The 13294-nt window shown below is 64.2% G+C and carries 12 protein-coding genes; 4 read left to right on the top strand and 8 right to left on the bottom strand.

Annotated features, from left to right (window positions below; translation table 11 throughout):
• Positions 1–5 precede the first annotated feature (5 nt).
• The 5 genes from catA to CH278_RS24905 all read right to left on the bottom strand — a co-directional run bounded on the left by catA (position 6) and on the right by CH278_RS24905 (position 5081).
• Positions 6–872 carry a catechol 1,2-dioxygenase gene (gene catA, locus CH278_RS24885; protein WP_032384189.1) on the bottom strand — a complete coding sequence of 289 codons (867 nt, stop codon included), beginning with the start codon at positions 870–872 and terminating at the stop codon, positions 6–8.
• Between the two features lie 43 nt (positions 873–915).
• Positions 916–2019 (bottom strand): mandelate racemase/muconate lactonizing enzyme family protein, encoded by a 1104-nt coding sequence (locus tag CH278_RS24890; protein ID WP_032384190.1) that lies wholly within the window; start codon positions 2017–2019, stop codon positions 916–918.
• Positions 2016–2945: a LysR family transcriptional regulator gene (locus CH278_RS24895; RefSeq protein ID WP_094623122.1), complete on the bottom strand. Its 930-nt coding sequence runs from the start codon at positions 2943–2945 to the stop codon at positions 2016–2018. The genes CH278_RS24890 and CH278_RS24895 overlap by 4 nt, the downstream gene beginning before the upstream one ends.
• Positions 2946–3089: 144 nt before the next feature.
• Positions 3090–4265: a 4-hydroxybenzoate 3-monooxygenase gene (locus tag CH278_RS24900; protein ID WP_094623123.1), complete on the bottom strand. Its 1176-nt coding sequence runs from the start codon at positions 4263–4265 to the stop codon at positions 3090–3092.
• A 66-nt stretch (positions 4266–4331) separates the two neighbouring features.
• Positions 4332–5081, bottom strand: a complete 750-nt coding sequence (locus CH278_RS24905) for an IclR family transcriptional regulator (RefSeq protein ID WP_094623124.1) — start codon at positions 5079–5081, stop codon at positions 4332–4334.
• Between the two features lie 47 nt (positions 5082–5128).
• Here CH278_RS24905 and CH278_RS24910 point away from each other — a divergent pair, with 47 nt between their 5' ends.
• Together CH278_RS24910 and CH278_RS24915 are read left to right on the top strand one after the other, a co-directional pair.
• Complete coding sequence (locus tag CH278_RS24910) at positions 5129–5992, top strand: RNA polymerase sigma-70 factor (RefSeq protein WP_032392891.1); 864 nt, start codon at positions 5129–5131, stop codon at positions 5990–5992.
• A 106-nt stretch (positions 5993–6098) separates the two neighbouring features.
• Complete coding sequence (locus tag CH278_RS24915; protein WP_094623125.1) at positions 6099–6839, top strand: SDR family oxidoreductase; 741 nt, start codon at positions 6099–6101, stop codon at positions 6837–6839.
• A gap of 70 nt (positions 6840–6909) precedes the next feature.
• Here the strand turns inward: CH278_RS24915 and CH278_RS24920 are convergent, their stop codons facing one another.
• From CH278_RS24920 to CH278_RS24930, 3 genes are all read right to left on the bottom strand, one after another.
• Positions 6910–8412, bottom strand: a complete 1503-nt coding sequence (locus CH278_RS24920) for a carboxyl transferase domain-containing protein (RefSeq protein WP_094623126.1) — start codon at positions 8410–8412, stop codon at positions 6910–6912.
• Entirely contained in the window at positions 8409–9608 is a 1200-nt protein-coding gene (locus CH278_RS24925; protein WP_032373533.1) for a CaiB/BaiF CoA transferase family protein, read from the bottom strand. The genes CH278_RS24920 and CH278_RS24925 overlap by 4 nt, the downstream gene beginning before the upstream one ends.
• Before the next feature lie 142 nt (positions 9609–9750).
• Positions 9751–11121 (bottom strand): SLC13 family permease, encoded by a 1371-nt coding sequence (locus CH278_RS24930; protein ID WP_094623127.1) that lies wholly within the window; start codon positions 11119–11121, stop codon positions 9751–9753.
• A 192-nt stretch (positions 11122–11313) separates the two neighbouring features.
• On the opposite strand from CH278_RS24930, the gene CH278_RS24935 reads away from it, so the two are divergent.
• Complete coding sequence (locus CH278_RS24935) at positions 11314–12012, top strand: FadR/GntR family transcriptional regulator (protein WP_094623128.1); 699 nt, start codon at positions 11314–11316, stop codon at positions 12010–12012.
• Between the two features lie 106 nt (positions 12013–12118).
• Positions 12119–13273: an acyl-CoA dehydrogenase family protein gene (locus tag CH278_RS24940; RefSeq protein ID WP_094623129.1), complete on the top strand. Its 1155-nt coding sequence runs from the start codon at positions 12119–12121 to the stop codon at positions 13271–13273.
• Positions 13274–13294: the final 21 nt, after the last annotated feature.

Here is a 13294-nt window from a genome sequence, read left to right on the forward strand (position 1 = left end):
GTGGCTCAGCCCTTGTCGAGTACGAAGTCGTACGTCACTTCTTGGCCGCCGTCGACTTCCCGAGGATCGAGGATCAGTTCGGGCTTGACGGCGTTGGCGACGTCGTCGTCGTTGTGTGCGTCGCCAGGGAAATAGAGCTGGGTGGTGATCTGCTGATGCCCGGCAGCCGCAACTTTGAGGTGCAGGTGTGCAGGACGCCACGGGTGCCAGCCGGCCGCGGAGATCAGCTTGCCGCAGGCCCCGTCGGTCGGGATCTGGTACGGGGCGGGTTTCATCGTGTGGATCCAGAAGTTGCCCTGATCGTCTGCCGTGACCGTGCCGCGCAGATTCCACTCCGGGATTCCGGGCGCGAACTGCGAGTAGAAGCCGTCGGAATCGGCGTGCCAGATCTCGATGACCGCATGCGGCAGTGGGCTACCGTCGACGCTCGTGACCTGACCTTGGAACAGCAGCGGTGTGCCCTGTTCGCCGTCGCGAGTGGGCAGGATCGCGGCCGACCCGAGCTCCGGGGCATTCGGAACGTAGTACGGACCTTCGATGGTGCCCTTGCTGCCTTCACGGGTTTCGCCGGCAACTTCTTCGACGACGTGCTCTACCCAGACGTCGAGGAACAGCGGCCATTCACCGGTCTGACCGACGTTGATCAGCCAGGCCTTGAGTGCGTTGTACTCGTCGTAAGTGACCTTGTGTTCGCGAATCGTGTCATGGACTGCCGAAATGACCTGTCGAGCAAGCAGACTGACTCGCTCCGGCGGGGTGTCGGCGGCTGCCTGCTTGTCGGAGGTGAAACGCTCGGTGGCGTTCGCCCCCGACGCGGCTGCGGTGGCCACCTCGGTAGCGGATTCCGTCGAGGGTGCGTGGTCGATGCTCATGGAGAACTCCTTGGCTCACAGTTGCGTTCTTCGGGGCTGAAGATCAGTGGTCGGTGCGGTATTTCGCGAGTTTGTCGGGGTCGATACGCACGCCGAGGCCCGAGCCCGGCAGGACGTGCAGTTCGCCGTCGCGGATGACGAGGCTTTCGGTCAGCAGGTCGTCGCTCATATCGAGGAAGTTCGACAGCTCGCCTGCTCGGCGTGAGGTGAGGTCGAAGGCCGCGCCGAAGGCGACGGTGCAGGCTGTGCCGAGCTGGCCGTCGATCTGGTTTCCCATCACCACGTCGACACCGAGCCCTTCGCACAGGTGATGAGTGCGGAGCGAGCGGGTGAATCCGGTGCGAGCGGTCTTGATACTGACGGCCGTTGCGGACCCACCGAGGATCTCGCGAGTGACCTCCGCCGGGGTCGTCGCCGATTCGTCGGCAACGAATGGAACATCGAGTTGCTGTACCAGCCAACGACGCCCGAGGACGTCGTCGGCCGGGCACAGTTCCTCGGCAAGAGTGAGCCCCAGATCCGACATCTCTTTCATGGCACGCGCAGATTCGGCAGCGGTCCATCCGCGATTGCCGTCGACGTACAGTTCGACCGTCTCACCGAGCCCCTCTCGCAGTGCGCGGACCACGGCGGTGTCGAGCTCTACGGGCCTTCGCCCGACTTTGACCTTGAAGACTCCGATGCCGTATGTCTCTCGCATCCGACTCGCCTCGTCGACCATCGCTGCAGGCGTGTCGAATCCGAGCATGTGGCTCACCCGCATACGGTCGGTGTAGCCGCCGAGGAGTTCGGTGACGGGTAGGTCGAGTGTCTGCCCGAGCGCATCCCAGATGGCCATGTCCACGGCAGATTTGGCAACCGGGTTACCCACTGTACGAGCAAGTTTGGCATTGACCACCTCCCTCGAGGTGAGCGGCAGTCCCACGACGGCCGGCGCGAACAGGGTCTCGATTACCGCCACCACCCCGCGCTGGGTCTCGCCGTACGTGAACGGCCGAGGCGGAGCGTCGGCGACTCCGACGACACCGTCGTCGGTATGAACGCGTACGAGAACGTGGTCGGCGGCATCGACCTCGCCGCTGGCGAACTTCAGCGGCTTTCGATACGGAATCGAGTACGGGATAGCCTCCACAGCAACGATTTTCACAACGCGTCCTTCGACTGAGCAGGCGGTACGGATAGTTCGAGCGGAGGGAGCACTCCCGCGTCCTCCAACGCTGCGACCAGCGCATCGACGAGTGCCGACGGTCGGTCGCGGTGCCACGCCAATGCCAGGTCGATCGTGCTCGCTCCGGCGATCTCGCGGAACACGACGCCGTTCAACTGCAGAGCGCGGACGGATTCGGGAACCAATGCCACACCCAACCCGGCCGCGACGAGGGCCAGCAGAACCGAGGTGTCCGGGGCTTCGTGTTCACGACGAGGTCTGAAACCCCCTGCGCGACAACTACGCACCACGGCGTCGTTCATCACCGAGTGCGTGTCCGCATACATCACGAAGTCCTCGTACATGAGGTCGGCCATGCCGAGCGCTGCCTCGGCGGCGTACCGGTGATCTACGGGCACCGCAAGCAGCAGCGACTCGGTGGTGATGGTGCGTACGACGAGGTCGTCACCTGCCACGGGTGGCCGCAGAACCGCGACGTCGAGCTGCTCCGACCGCAATCCCTCCACCTGAGCGGGGGTCAACAGATCCCCGTGAATTTCGAGCGCGATCCCGGGAAGGCGCTGCTTGATCGCACGGGCGATCGGCGGCAACTGATCGAATGCCGCCGTGCCGGTGAAGCCGATACGTACCAACCCGTACCGGCCATCGGCGATGCGTCGGACACCGCGGTTGCTGCGTTCGAGATTGTCGAGGTTGCGGACGGTCTCGCGGTAGAAGAACTCCCCCGCCGGAGTCAGGCTCACTTGACGCGTGGTTCGGGTGAGCAGGGTGACGCCCAGTTCGGCCTCGAGCTGTCGGACCGACTGAGACAATGCCGGCTGCGCCAGATGCAGGCGTTTGGCTGCCTGACCGAAGTGACAGGTCTCGGCCACGGCGACGAACTGATGAAGATGCCTCAGTTCCATCGATTGCCTCCTGTCGGTTCGTATCACGCTCAGGCGTGACCCTGCCCACAGTAAGCCCGCAATCCATTGATGACAAAGACCTATTTGCAGCTCATTGATAAGTCGGAGCGATCAAATCATTGCGGTACACACGCCGCCCGCCGATCAGAATCCGATCGGCAATCCGGCGTAGTTCTCCGCCAGTCCCATGGCACCCGCCTCGCTGGACGCCACCCATTTCAGTTGCGAGAGTTGTAATTGCGCGTCGAAGGGGTCGTCGCCGGTATGCAGCATCGTCGTCATCCACCACGAGAAATGCGTGCAGCGCCAGACGCGTCGAAGGGCGTCGTCGCTGTAGCTGTCTGCGGCCCGCGAATCGTTCCCCTTCAGCTTCTGCGCCAGGGCAGGCGCGAGCAGAGCCACGTCGGCTACCGCGAGATTGAGACCCTTCGCCCCGGTGGGCGGCACGATGTGTGCGGCGTCGCCGGCCAGGTACAGGTTGCCGTGTCTCATCGGTGTCTGCACGTAGCTGCGCATCGGCAACACGCTCTTCTCGGTGATGGGTCCGGGGTTCAGAGTCCACCCGTCCTGACCGTGACCGAGCCTGGACGCCAACGCATCCCAGATGCGGTCGTCGGACCACGTGTCGATATCGGTTCCGTTCGGTACCTGCAGATACAGCCGGCTGACCGTCGACGACCGCATCGAGTGCATCGCGAAGCCGTCCTGGTGCCAGGCATAGATCAGTTCGTCGGTCGAGGGGGCGACATCGGCGAGCACCCCGAGCCAGGAGTAGGGATAGACCCTTTCCCAGGTGTTGCGCACCGAATCGGGCATGGCCGCCCGGCTCGGCCCGAAGGAACCGTCGCAGCCGGCGATGACGTCGGCATCGATCCGCACCGGGCTGCCCGACGCATCGGTGAAGGTGACGAACGGTGCGTCGGACTCGACGTCATGCAACGCGGTATCGGAGACGTCGTAGTAGATCTGTTGGCCTGCCTTCTCGCGTGCCACGACGAGGTCCTTGGTGACCTCCGTCTGCCCGTACACCCATACACCCCGGTCGACGAGATCACGAAAGTCGATGTGGTGCCGCTCTTCCGGCCACTGCAGGTAGATGCCTCGATGCTCGTCGCCCTCGCGGTGCAGACGCTCACCGAGTCCGTGTTCGTCGAGCAACTGGACCGTCGAGTGTTCGAGGACTCCGGCCCGGATTCGGGAGAGCACGTATTCCTGAGTACGTGACTCGATCAGAATGGAGTCGATCCCCTGCTCGTCGAGCAGGTGGGACAGCAGCAGACCCGCGGGCCCTGCACCGATGATGGCAACCTGTGTACGCATGCAAGCAGTAGACCCCGGGATCTCGACCCAAACAAGACCGCACTTCCACTGAGTGAAAACGGCCGACTACCCGCCGAGACTTCGTCCGATCCCCTGAGCCGCAACCTGAAGCGCGGCAACCAGTCTCACTCGATCGCGGCCCAGCTTGGGAACCACGATTCCCAATGCGGCGACCACACCGTCGCCGGCATGGACCGGCACAGCCACCGAACACGCACCGAGTGTCATCTCCTCGACCGTCTGCGCGAAGCCCTCGCGACGCACTCGACACAACTCGCTCTCCAGCTGGCCAGGATGCGTCACCGTGTACGGGGTGAGGCGATCCAGGGACCGCATCACCTGCTCCTGCACCTCCCGCGGCGCGTACGCCAGCAGCACCTTGCCGACGCCGGTGGCGTGCAGCGGCAGCCGAGCGCCGACGCGACTGACCGCGGGAACCGATGCGTGGCCGGCCAACCTGTCGAGATAGAGCACTTCGCACCCGTCGCGGATGGCCAGGTGCACCGTCGCAAGGGTCGCTCCGTAGATGTCGTGCAGAAACGGTGATGCGATGTCGCGAAGATCGGACTGATCGGGTGCGAGCAAGCCCAGTTTCCACAACCGCCTACCGACGACGTAGCGCCCGTCGTCGCCCCGGACCAACGCGCCCCACTCCACCAGTTCTCGCACCAGCCGATGCGCAGTGGCGATGGGTAGGTCGGCACCGGCGGCCAGGTCGGTCAAGGTCAGCGACGGAGCTTTCTCGTCGAACACACCGAGCAGGGCCAGCAGGCGCGCAGCCACCGAGACTCCGGGGTCCCGAGCATTGCCAGCCACCCCAAGGACGATAGTGTCCCCACGAGACAGAGAGTGAGACCACGCCGATGACCGACGACGGCACCGCCGCATTCGAGCTGGCACGCCCGCGATTGTTCGGGATTGCCTATCGCATGCTGGGCAGCGCCGCCGAGGCCGAAGATGTGGTGCAGGATGTCTGGCTGAAGTGGCACGCCACCGACCGCACCACCGTCCGTAATTCACTCGCCTTCCTCACCACCGTCACGACACGCCTGGCCATCAACGTCACGCAGTCGGCGCGGGTGCGGCGGGAGTCGTACGTCGGCCCGTGGCTGCCCGAACCGATCGACACCCGAGCCGATCCGGCGACGGTGGCAGACAACGACGCCACGGTCGAGCTTGCCGTTCTTGTTGTGCTGGAACGACTTCCGGCTCGTGAGCGAGCCGCGTACGTTCTCCGGGAAGCATTCGACTATCCGTACGGCCAGATCGCCGACATAGTGGAGACAACCGAAGCCAACGCGCGTCAACTGGTGACGCGCGCCCGCAGACATGTGGCCGACGCTCGTCCGACCCCTGTCGATTCCGACCGCCATCATCGACTGCTCGACGCCTTTCTCGCCGCAGCCAAGGGGGGCGATCTGGCCGCTCTGGAAAAGATTCTTGCGCAGGACGTAGTGAGCCTGTCCGACGGCGGCGGCAAGGTGAAGGCTGCAGCCCGAATACCCATTGTCGGACGCAGCCGAGTCGCCGCATTCGTTGCGGCGTTCTCCTCGCATTTCTGGATAGGAACCACGACGTCGTTCATCCAGGTCAACGGAAGGGCTGCCGTACTGATCGTTCGTGAGTCGACGGTGACCACGCTGCTGACGATCGATGCCACCGAGGACGGAATCGGGACCGTCCTGTGGGTGATGAATCCGGACAAGCTGCACGCGCTGCCGCGCTAGGTGTCACAGATCGGAGCGCTGCCCTGTCAACACTGCGACCGGCAGCAGACAAGAGTTGACCGGCTCGTCTCGCAGGCACCCCTCCTGCGGCGAAGAGAGGATTCTCATGAAGATCGTTGTCATCGGCGGAACCGGCCTCATAGGTTCTGCAGTTGTGAGCATGTTGACCGAGCACGGTCACGATGCGATAGCGGCGTCGCCCAAGTCCGGTGTGAATACTCTGACCGGCGAGGGCCTGGCCGATGCTCTCGTCAGTGCGAATATCGTTGTCGACGTCTCGAATTCACCGTCGTTCGAGGACGCGGCCGTGTTGGACTTCTTCACACGCGCGACGACCAACATCCTCGCAGCCGAAGCGAGTGCGGGCGTGCAGCACCACGTTGCACTGTCCGTGGTCGGCAACGACCGACTGCCCGCCAGCGGCTACTTGCGCGCAAAGGTGGCTCAAGAGAAACTGATTCGCGCATCGTCGATTCCGTACACCCTCGTGCGCGCAACGCAGTTCTTCGAGTTCTTCTCCGCCATCGCACAGGGCGCGACGACGGGCGACGAAGTCCGGTTGAGCTCGGGTCTCGTCCAGCCGATCGCGGCACACGACGTTTCGACCGTTGTCGCTCGTGTCGCTCTCGAGGCACCGCGTAACGAGACGATCGATATCGGAGGCCCGGAAGCGTTCGGGCTCAACGAGTTCGTTGAAAGAGGTCTGAAGGCACGCGGCGACAGCAGAACCGTCGTCGCCGACGACCAGGCTCCGTACTTCGGCGCACTGTTGCACGGCCGTGAACTGGTTCCAGGCGATGGGGCCGAACTGTCCACTACTACTTTCGCCGCCTGGCTCGAGTCCTGATTCTCGCCGAACTCGAAGTTATGGACACATTCGGCCTGAAATCCGTCCATAACTTCGAGCTCGGCGGATATCACACAGCGGCAGCCGCAAAACCGATTCGATTGAAACGCTTTTCGCGCGCGATCATCCGCATCGAGGGGTCCTGAGCGATCAGCTCGGCAAGTTCTCGGTGCAGTACCGCGCCCACTCGATCACAGAATTGCTGTGATTCGTCTGCGGCGTCGGGCAACTCGGGAACGATGATGTCGACGACACCGGCCCGGAAGAGATCGAGCGAGCGCACTCCCTGCTTGGTCGCCATCTCGGCGGCGTGGGTGGTGTCGCGATGCACGATGGCCGAGGCACCCTCGGGCGGCAACGGCGAGAGCCAGGCGTGCTGAGCAGCGAGAACTCGATCCGCGGGCACCAACGCAAGGGCACCGCCGCCTGTTCCCTGCCCCAACAGCAAGGAGAGCGTAGGGGTTTCGAGGTCGACCATATCTGCGATGCACCGTGCTATCGCGCCGGCCAGGCCGCCTTCCTCCGCCTCCTTGGAGAGCGCTGCGCCTGCAGTATCGATGACGGTGACGAGGGGAAGCTTCAAATCCTGCGCCAGCCGCATGCCGCGTCGGGCCTCACGCAGAGCCGCGGGGCCGAGTGGCGTCTTCGTCGTCTGGCTCCTCCGGTCCTGGCCGAGCAGAACGCACGGCATGTCGCCGAACCGGACGAGCGCCAGAATGAGGCCCGGATCGGACTCGCCCTGACCGGTTCCGTTGAGCGGTAACACGTCTGCCGCTGTGTTGAACAGCAATTCGCGCACCCCCGGCCGATCGCTCCTGCGCGAGGCCAGAATCGAGGTCCATGCCGGCACGTCCTCGATCTCCCACTCGAGGGCATCGGAATGCCGGACGCGACACGACGGCACATCGGTCATGATGCGTAGTGCACGGTCGACGATCTCACCGAGTTGCTCGGGCGGACGGATGGCGTCGATGAGTCCGTGCGCCTGCAGGTTCTCCGAGGTCTGCACGCCGGCGGGGAATTTCGCGTCGTACAACGCCTCGTAGACACGGGGGCCGAGGAACCCGACGAGCGCACCGGGCTCGGCAACGGTGACGTGACCGAGCGATCCCCAGGATGCGAAGACGCCGCCGGTGGTGGGGTGCCGCAGATAGACGATGTACGGCAGATTCGCCGCCTTGTGTGCGGTGATCGCCGCGGTGATCTTGACCATCTGCAGAAACGCGACAGTGCCCTCCTGCATGCGCGTTCCACCCGAGGTCGGCAACGCGAGCAACGGAAGCCGCTCATCGGTGGATCGGTGCACCGCACTGACCAAGCGTTCACCCGCGACCACCCCGATGGACCCGGCAAGAAAAGCGAACTCGCCCAACAAGATTGCCACCTTGCGGCCGCGCACGGTAGCGGATCCGGTGAGAACGGATTCGTCGAGACCCGTCTTCTCACGCGCCGCAGCCAATTCGTTCGCGTACTCGTCGTCGATGACGTAATCGGCAGCCGGGCTGTCCCACGACTCGAAACTTCCGGGATCGATCACCAGATCGAGGAGTTCGAGCGCGGTCATCCTCGTCATCGGATCGCTTCTTTCAACCAGTCGCGGACGAGTTCGTCGTCGGCTCCGAGAACCGGCGGTGCCAGATGCCGGTTCTCGGTGACCTCCGTGCCGTCGGATTCGAAGAATCGCAGCGGCGGCCCGGGCAGGGTCACCGTGCCCAGCGTCTCGTGTTCGACGTCGATGAGCAGTCCCTGAGACTTGGTCTGCTCCCACTCGTACACTTCTTGCACGTTGCGCACTTTGCCTGCGGGAACGCCTATTTCGTCGAGGAGCGCCAACAACGGCTCGGTCTCGTAGGTGCGGAAGATCTTGGACACGAGCTCGACGACGTCGTCGCGACTGTCGACGCGTTGCGGGTTCGTCGCCATCCCCTCGAGGTCGGGATCAATACCGAAGCCCTCACAGAAGCGGTGCCACAGTCCTTCGCTGCCCACCGAGATCTGCACGGCTCCATCGGAAGTGGGAAAGAGGCCGTACGGGCAGATCGACGGGTGATGATTGCCCTGCGCCTCACCGATCTCGCCTGCCACGGTCCATTTGGTGCCTTGGAAGGCGTGCACCCCGACGACGCTGGCCAGCAACGACGTTCGAACCACCTTGCCGCGGCCCGTGCGGTCGCGCTCGCGCAGCGCAGCGAGAACGCCGAACGCTCCGTACATTCCGGCCAGCAGGTCCGCGATCGGAACCCCCACGCGCTGAACATCGTCGGGACCGGAGCCGGTGAACGACATCAACCCGGCCTCGCCCTGAGCGATCTGGTCGTAGCCGGATCGGCCACCCTCGGGGCCGTCGTGTCCGAATCCACTGATCGACAGCACGACCGTGCGCGGGTTGATCTCAGCGATGCGCTCGGGCGAGAAGCCGAGCCGATCGAGCACTCCCGTGCGGAAGTTCTCGAGTAGAACGTCCGCTCGCTCGATCATGCGCTCCAACGCTTCTCGGCCGTCGTCGGTCTTGAGGTCGAGCGCGATGGACCGCTTGTTGCGGTTAGCCGAAAGGAAGTACGTCGATTCGCGCTCCGCGTCACGCGGGGTGACGAAAGGCGGGCCCCACACCCGGGTGTCGTCGCCGCCCTTGGGGGTCTCGACCTTGATGATGTCCGCGCCGAGATCTCCGAGCATCATCGCCGCGTGCGGGCCGGCCAGGGCGCGCGTCAGATCCACCACCACGGTGCCGTCGAGCGGTCCGGTTCTGCCTGTCGTGTTGAGGGGCATCGAATTGATCCTTACGTCGAAAGCGATGAGGGGGTGAATCGCCAGTGTGGCCCATTGGGTCAGTGGCCTAGCCAATTTTATTGGACCAGCGATCCGAGGGGAAGTCAAGATCGAGTTCTCGGACGTCCGCGCAGCTCGAGAGCTAGAGCCAGCCGGGCACGACCAGTACCGCCCAGGCGATCAACGGGCCGATGACGACGACCAACGCGCTGTATTTCAGGATCTGCTTGTAGAAGACGTCCCGATCGATGTCCTGGGCGTTGGCCAGAACCAGGGCGCCGTTGGTGGAGAAGGGACTGACATCGACGATCGTCGAAGCGATGGACAGGGCCACGATGACGCCGATGGCACCGACCTCGCCGGCGAGCAGGAACGGGACGGCCAGTGGGATGGTGACGCCGAGGATGGCGGTCGACGACGCGAACGCCGAGACGATGGCACCGATGTAGCACAGCAACAGAGCCACGAGCAGCGGAATACCGATGCCGGCAACCGCATCACCGACGTACTCGACCGTGCCGGCTTCCTGCAGCACGCCGACGAACGTCAGCACGCCGCCGATGAGCAATACCGTCGACCAGCTGATCTGGTTGATCGCACCCTTCTGCGCCTTGGGCGACGCCAGGGCGACGACCACGGCGACCGTCATCGACACGAAGCCGACATCGAGATCGAGGACGAGTGAGAACAACGCCAGCGAGGCCAGCCCCACGAGCGTGAGGATCTGATCGAACGTGATGGCCTTGACGGCGGTGGCCAAAGGTGGCGCGTTCTCGACCGTGACCGTCTGACCGGACGGCTTGGGCGTCGACGATCCGAAGCCGCGCATCACAGTCCTCGAGCCGCCCCCGCCTACTCCGCCCGAATCTCCCTCGGGGCGGGTGCCGTCCTCGTCGTGCACGCTACGTCCGAGAAGTGCGCGTCCGCCCAGGAACATGAACAGCAACGCACCGATTGCCGCGTTGAACAGCATGCTGCCCAGGAACAAGGTGAGTGGGCTGTTGACCAGACCCGCCTTCTGAGCGATGTTGTTGACCGTGACGCCGTAGATGCTGATCGGCGAGAACCCGCCCGCCTGTGCGCCGTGAATGACCATCATGCCCATGAGCAGGGCATTGATCTTGTACCGCGCCGCGAAGCCGAGTGCGATCGGTGCGACGATCGCCACGGCTGCCGGTCCCAGCGCTCCGATGGAGGTCAACACGCCGGTGATACCGAACATGACCCACGGAATCAGGGCGACCCGGCCACCGACCAGCCGCACCGCACCGCGGACCAGGAGGTCGACAGTGCCGTTGTTCTGGGCGATCGCGAAGAGGTAGGTGATACCGACCAGCGTCAGGAACAAGCTGCTCGGGAAGCCGGCGATGATGTCGTCGGTGCCCATGCCCACGGCAATGGTTCCGACGAAGAACGCCGCCACGAACCCCAGCGCGCCCATGTTCACCGGGAACACGGTCGCAGCGAGGAACATGACGACGAGCGCAATGATGGGTATCAACTCGGTCGACATCGAAGGTCTCCGGTTCGTCTGAGGTTGTCCCCCGAGCGGGCGCTCGGGTTCCGTGGCCAATTGGACTAGCCACTGAGTCTTTACAGACTGAACCAGTGAAGTGGATCACTTGTCAACAGTTGCTATGACCCGAGCCACTACCTACCCGACGGTTAAGGTGGGGGTCCAGAGGAGCAGAGAGCGAGTGACACAGTGGCTGAGCAAATTCGCCCGGTGACCCGACCACGGCTGTACGAGGTCATCGTGGAGCAGCTGTGCAAACACATCGCCGATCGCGACATGAAGCCCGGCGATCGCCTCCCGCCCGAGCGTGAACTGGCGGGTCACCTCGGCGTCAGTAGAGCCTCGCTGAGCCAGGCCCTCGTTGCACTCGAGGTACAGGGCATACTGGCCGTCCGCCACGGCGACGGAGCGGTACTGGTGCGACGGCCTGTGGGAGACATGGCCATTCGCGCCCTGCGCGAGCACGCCGATCGACTGCCCGAGGTGATCGAAGCCCGCGAGGCACTCGAGGTCAAGCTCGCCGAGCTCGCCGCAACCCGCCGCAGCGACGCCGAAATGGCGGCGATCGACCACGCCCTGTCGGTGATGGCGTCGGAAATCACCGACGGAAATCGCGGCGACTCCGGCGACGAGCTGTTCCATCACGCCATCACCGAAGCCGCACACTCGCCGCTACTCGCCCGACTGATGGGTGAAATCGCCGGCCTGATTCGCGAAACTCGAATCGAATCATTGTCGCAGTCGAACCGTCCGCAGACTTCACTGGAACACCACCGCCGCATCGCCGACGCTGTGCGACAACAGAATTCGGTCGAGGCCGGACGCGCGATGGCCGAGCACATCCGCCTCGTCTCGGACGTTGCACTACTCCGCTCCGCAGACAGCTAGAGAACTCACCCGTCGCAGCACATGGTTGACATCCGTGGCCACGTCGGTGCATCGTTATTGGCACAGCGCCAACAACGCGTCGTACGCTCCGACCCGAGGACCCTCCATGACTGCACTCGCAGACCGCACCGACGACGTCACCACCGAGCTCGCCGACGTCCGACAGCTCGCCCGCAGCTTCTTCGAGAAGGAGGTCGCGCCGCACCGCGAGGAATTCGCGACGGCCGGACGCCCCAGCCGCGAGGTCTACCGGAGTGCGGGCAACCATGGACTCCTGGGAATGTCGATACCCCAGCGGTACGGCGGAGGCGGCGGCGACTTCCGCCACGAGGCGGTGCTGTTCGAGGAGCAGGTCCGCGCAGGCGACTCGGCCATGCAGTTGGGTGTGCACAGCGGCATCGTTCCGCATTACATCCTTGCGTACGCGCCCGAGGAGAAGAAGCAGCGCTGGCTTCCGAAGCTGTGCTCCGGCGAGTGGATCGGCGCGATCGCGATGACCGAACCGGGCACCGGATCCGACCTCCAGGGCATCACCACCCGCGCGGTGCGCGACGGGGACGACTACGTGGTCACGGGCGGAAAGACGTTCATCTCCAACGGAGCTCACTGCGATCTGATCATCATCGCCGCCAAGACCGATCCGGCCGCCGGAGCCCGTGGGCTATCGCTGCTCGTGGCCGAGGTCTCCGACGACACCGAAGGCTTCCACCGCGGCCGGGTACTGCACAAGATCGGCCAGAAAGGCCAGGACACAGCAGAACTCAGCTTCGACGGTCTACGTATTCCGGCTGCCAACCTCCTGGGTGAAGAAGGTCGCGGCTTCGCGCAGTTGATGCAGCAGCTTCCCCAGGAACGGCTGATCTGCGGTATTGCCGCCGCCGCGATGATCGAGGCCGCCGTCCAGCAGACCGTCGACTACACCAAGACACGAAACGCGTTCGGCAAGACACTGTTCGACCTGCAGAACACCAAGTTCGAGCTCGCCGAATGCGCCACCATCGGACGCGTCGTCCGCACCTTCGTCGACGACGCAGTGGCCCAACATATTTCGGGATCACTGGACGTGACGACGGCTGCGATGGTCAAGTACTGGACCACCGATCGACAATTCGAGGTGGTCGACCGCTGCCTGCAACTCTTCGGCGGCTACGGCTACATGGAGGAATACCCCATCGCCCGCATGTTCGTCGACGGTCGCATCGCCCGCATCTACGCCGGTGCCAACGAAGTCATGAAAGACCTCATCTCTCGCTCTCTGTAGAACCCGCACCGACCCGAGGAT

This window comes from Rhodococcus sp. 05-2254-5 (assembly GCF_002258575.1).
Taxonomy (GTDB): Bacteria; Actinomycetota; Actinomycetes; order Mycobacteriales; family Mycobacteriaceae; genus Rhodococcoides; species Rhodococcoides fascians.

Coding starts and splice junctions, on each gene's coding strand:
- catA (WP_032384189.1), bottom strand. CDS start 872: ATGAGCATCGACCACGCACCCTCGACGGAATCCGCTACCGAGGTGGCC.
- CH278_RS24915 (WP_094623125.1), top strand. CDS start 6,099: ATGAAGATCGTTGTCATCGGCGGAACCGGCCTCATAGGTTCTGCAGTT.
- CH278_RS24925 (WP_032373533.1), bottom strand. CDS start 9,608: ATGCCCCTCAACACGACAGGCAGAACCGGACCGCTCGACGGCACCGTG.
- CH278_RS24920 (WP_094623126.1), bottom strand. CDS start 8,412: ATGACGAGGATGACCGCGCTCGAACTCCTCGATCTGGTGATCGATCCC.
- CH278_RS24930 (WP_094623127.1), bottom strand. CDS start 11,121: ATGTCGACCGAGTTGATACCCATCATTGCGCTCGTCGTCATGTTCCTC.
- CH278_RS24900 (WP_094623123.1), bottom strand. CDS start 4,265: ATGCGTACACAGGTTGCCATCATCGGTGCAGGGCCCGCGGGTCTGCTG.
- CH278_RS24895 (WP_094623122.1), bottom strand. CDS start 2,945: ATGGAACTGAGGCATCTTCATCAGTTCGTCGCCGTGGCCGAGACCTGT.
- CH278_RS24940 (WP_094623129.1), top strand. CDS start 12,119: ATGACTGCACTCGCAGACCGCACCGACGACGTCACCACCGAGCTCGCC.
- CH278_RS24910 (WP_032392891.1), top strand. CDS start 5,129: ATGACCGACGACGGCACCGCCGCATTCGAGCTGGCACGCCCGCGATTG.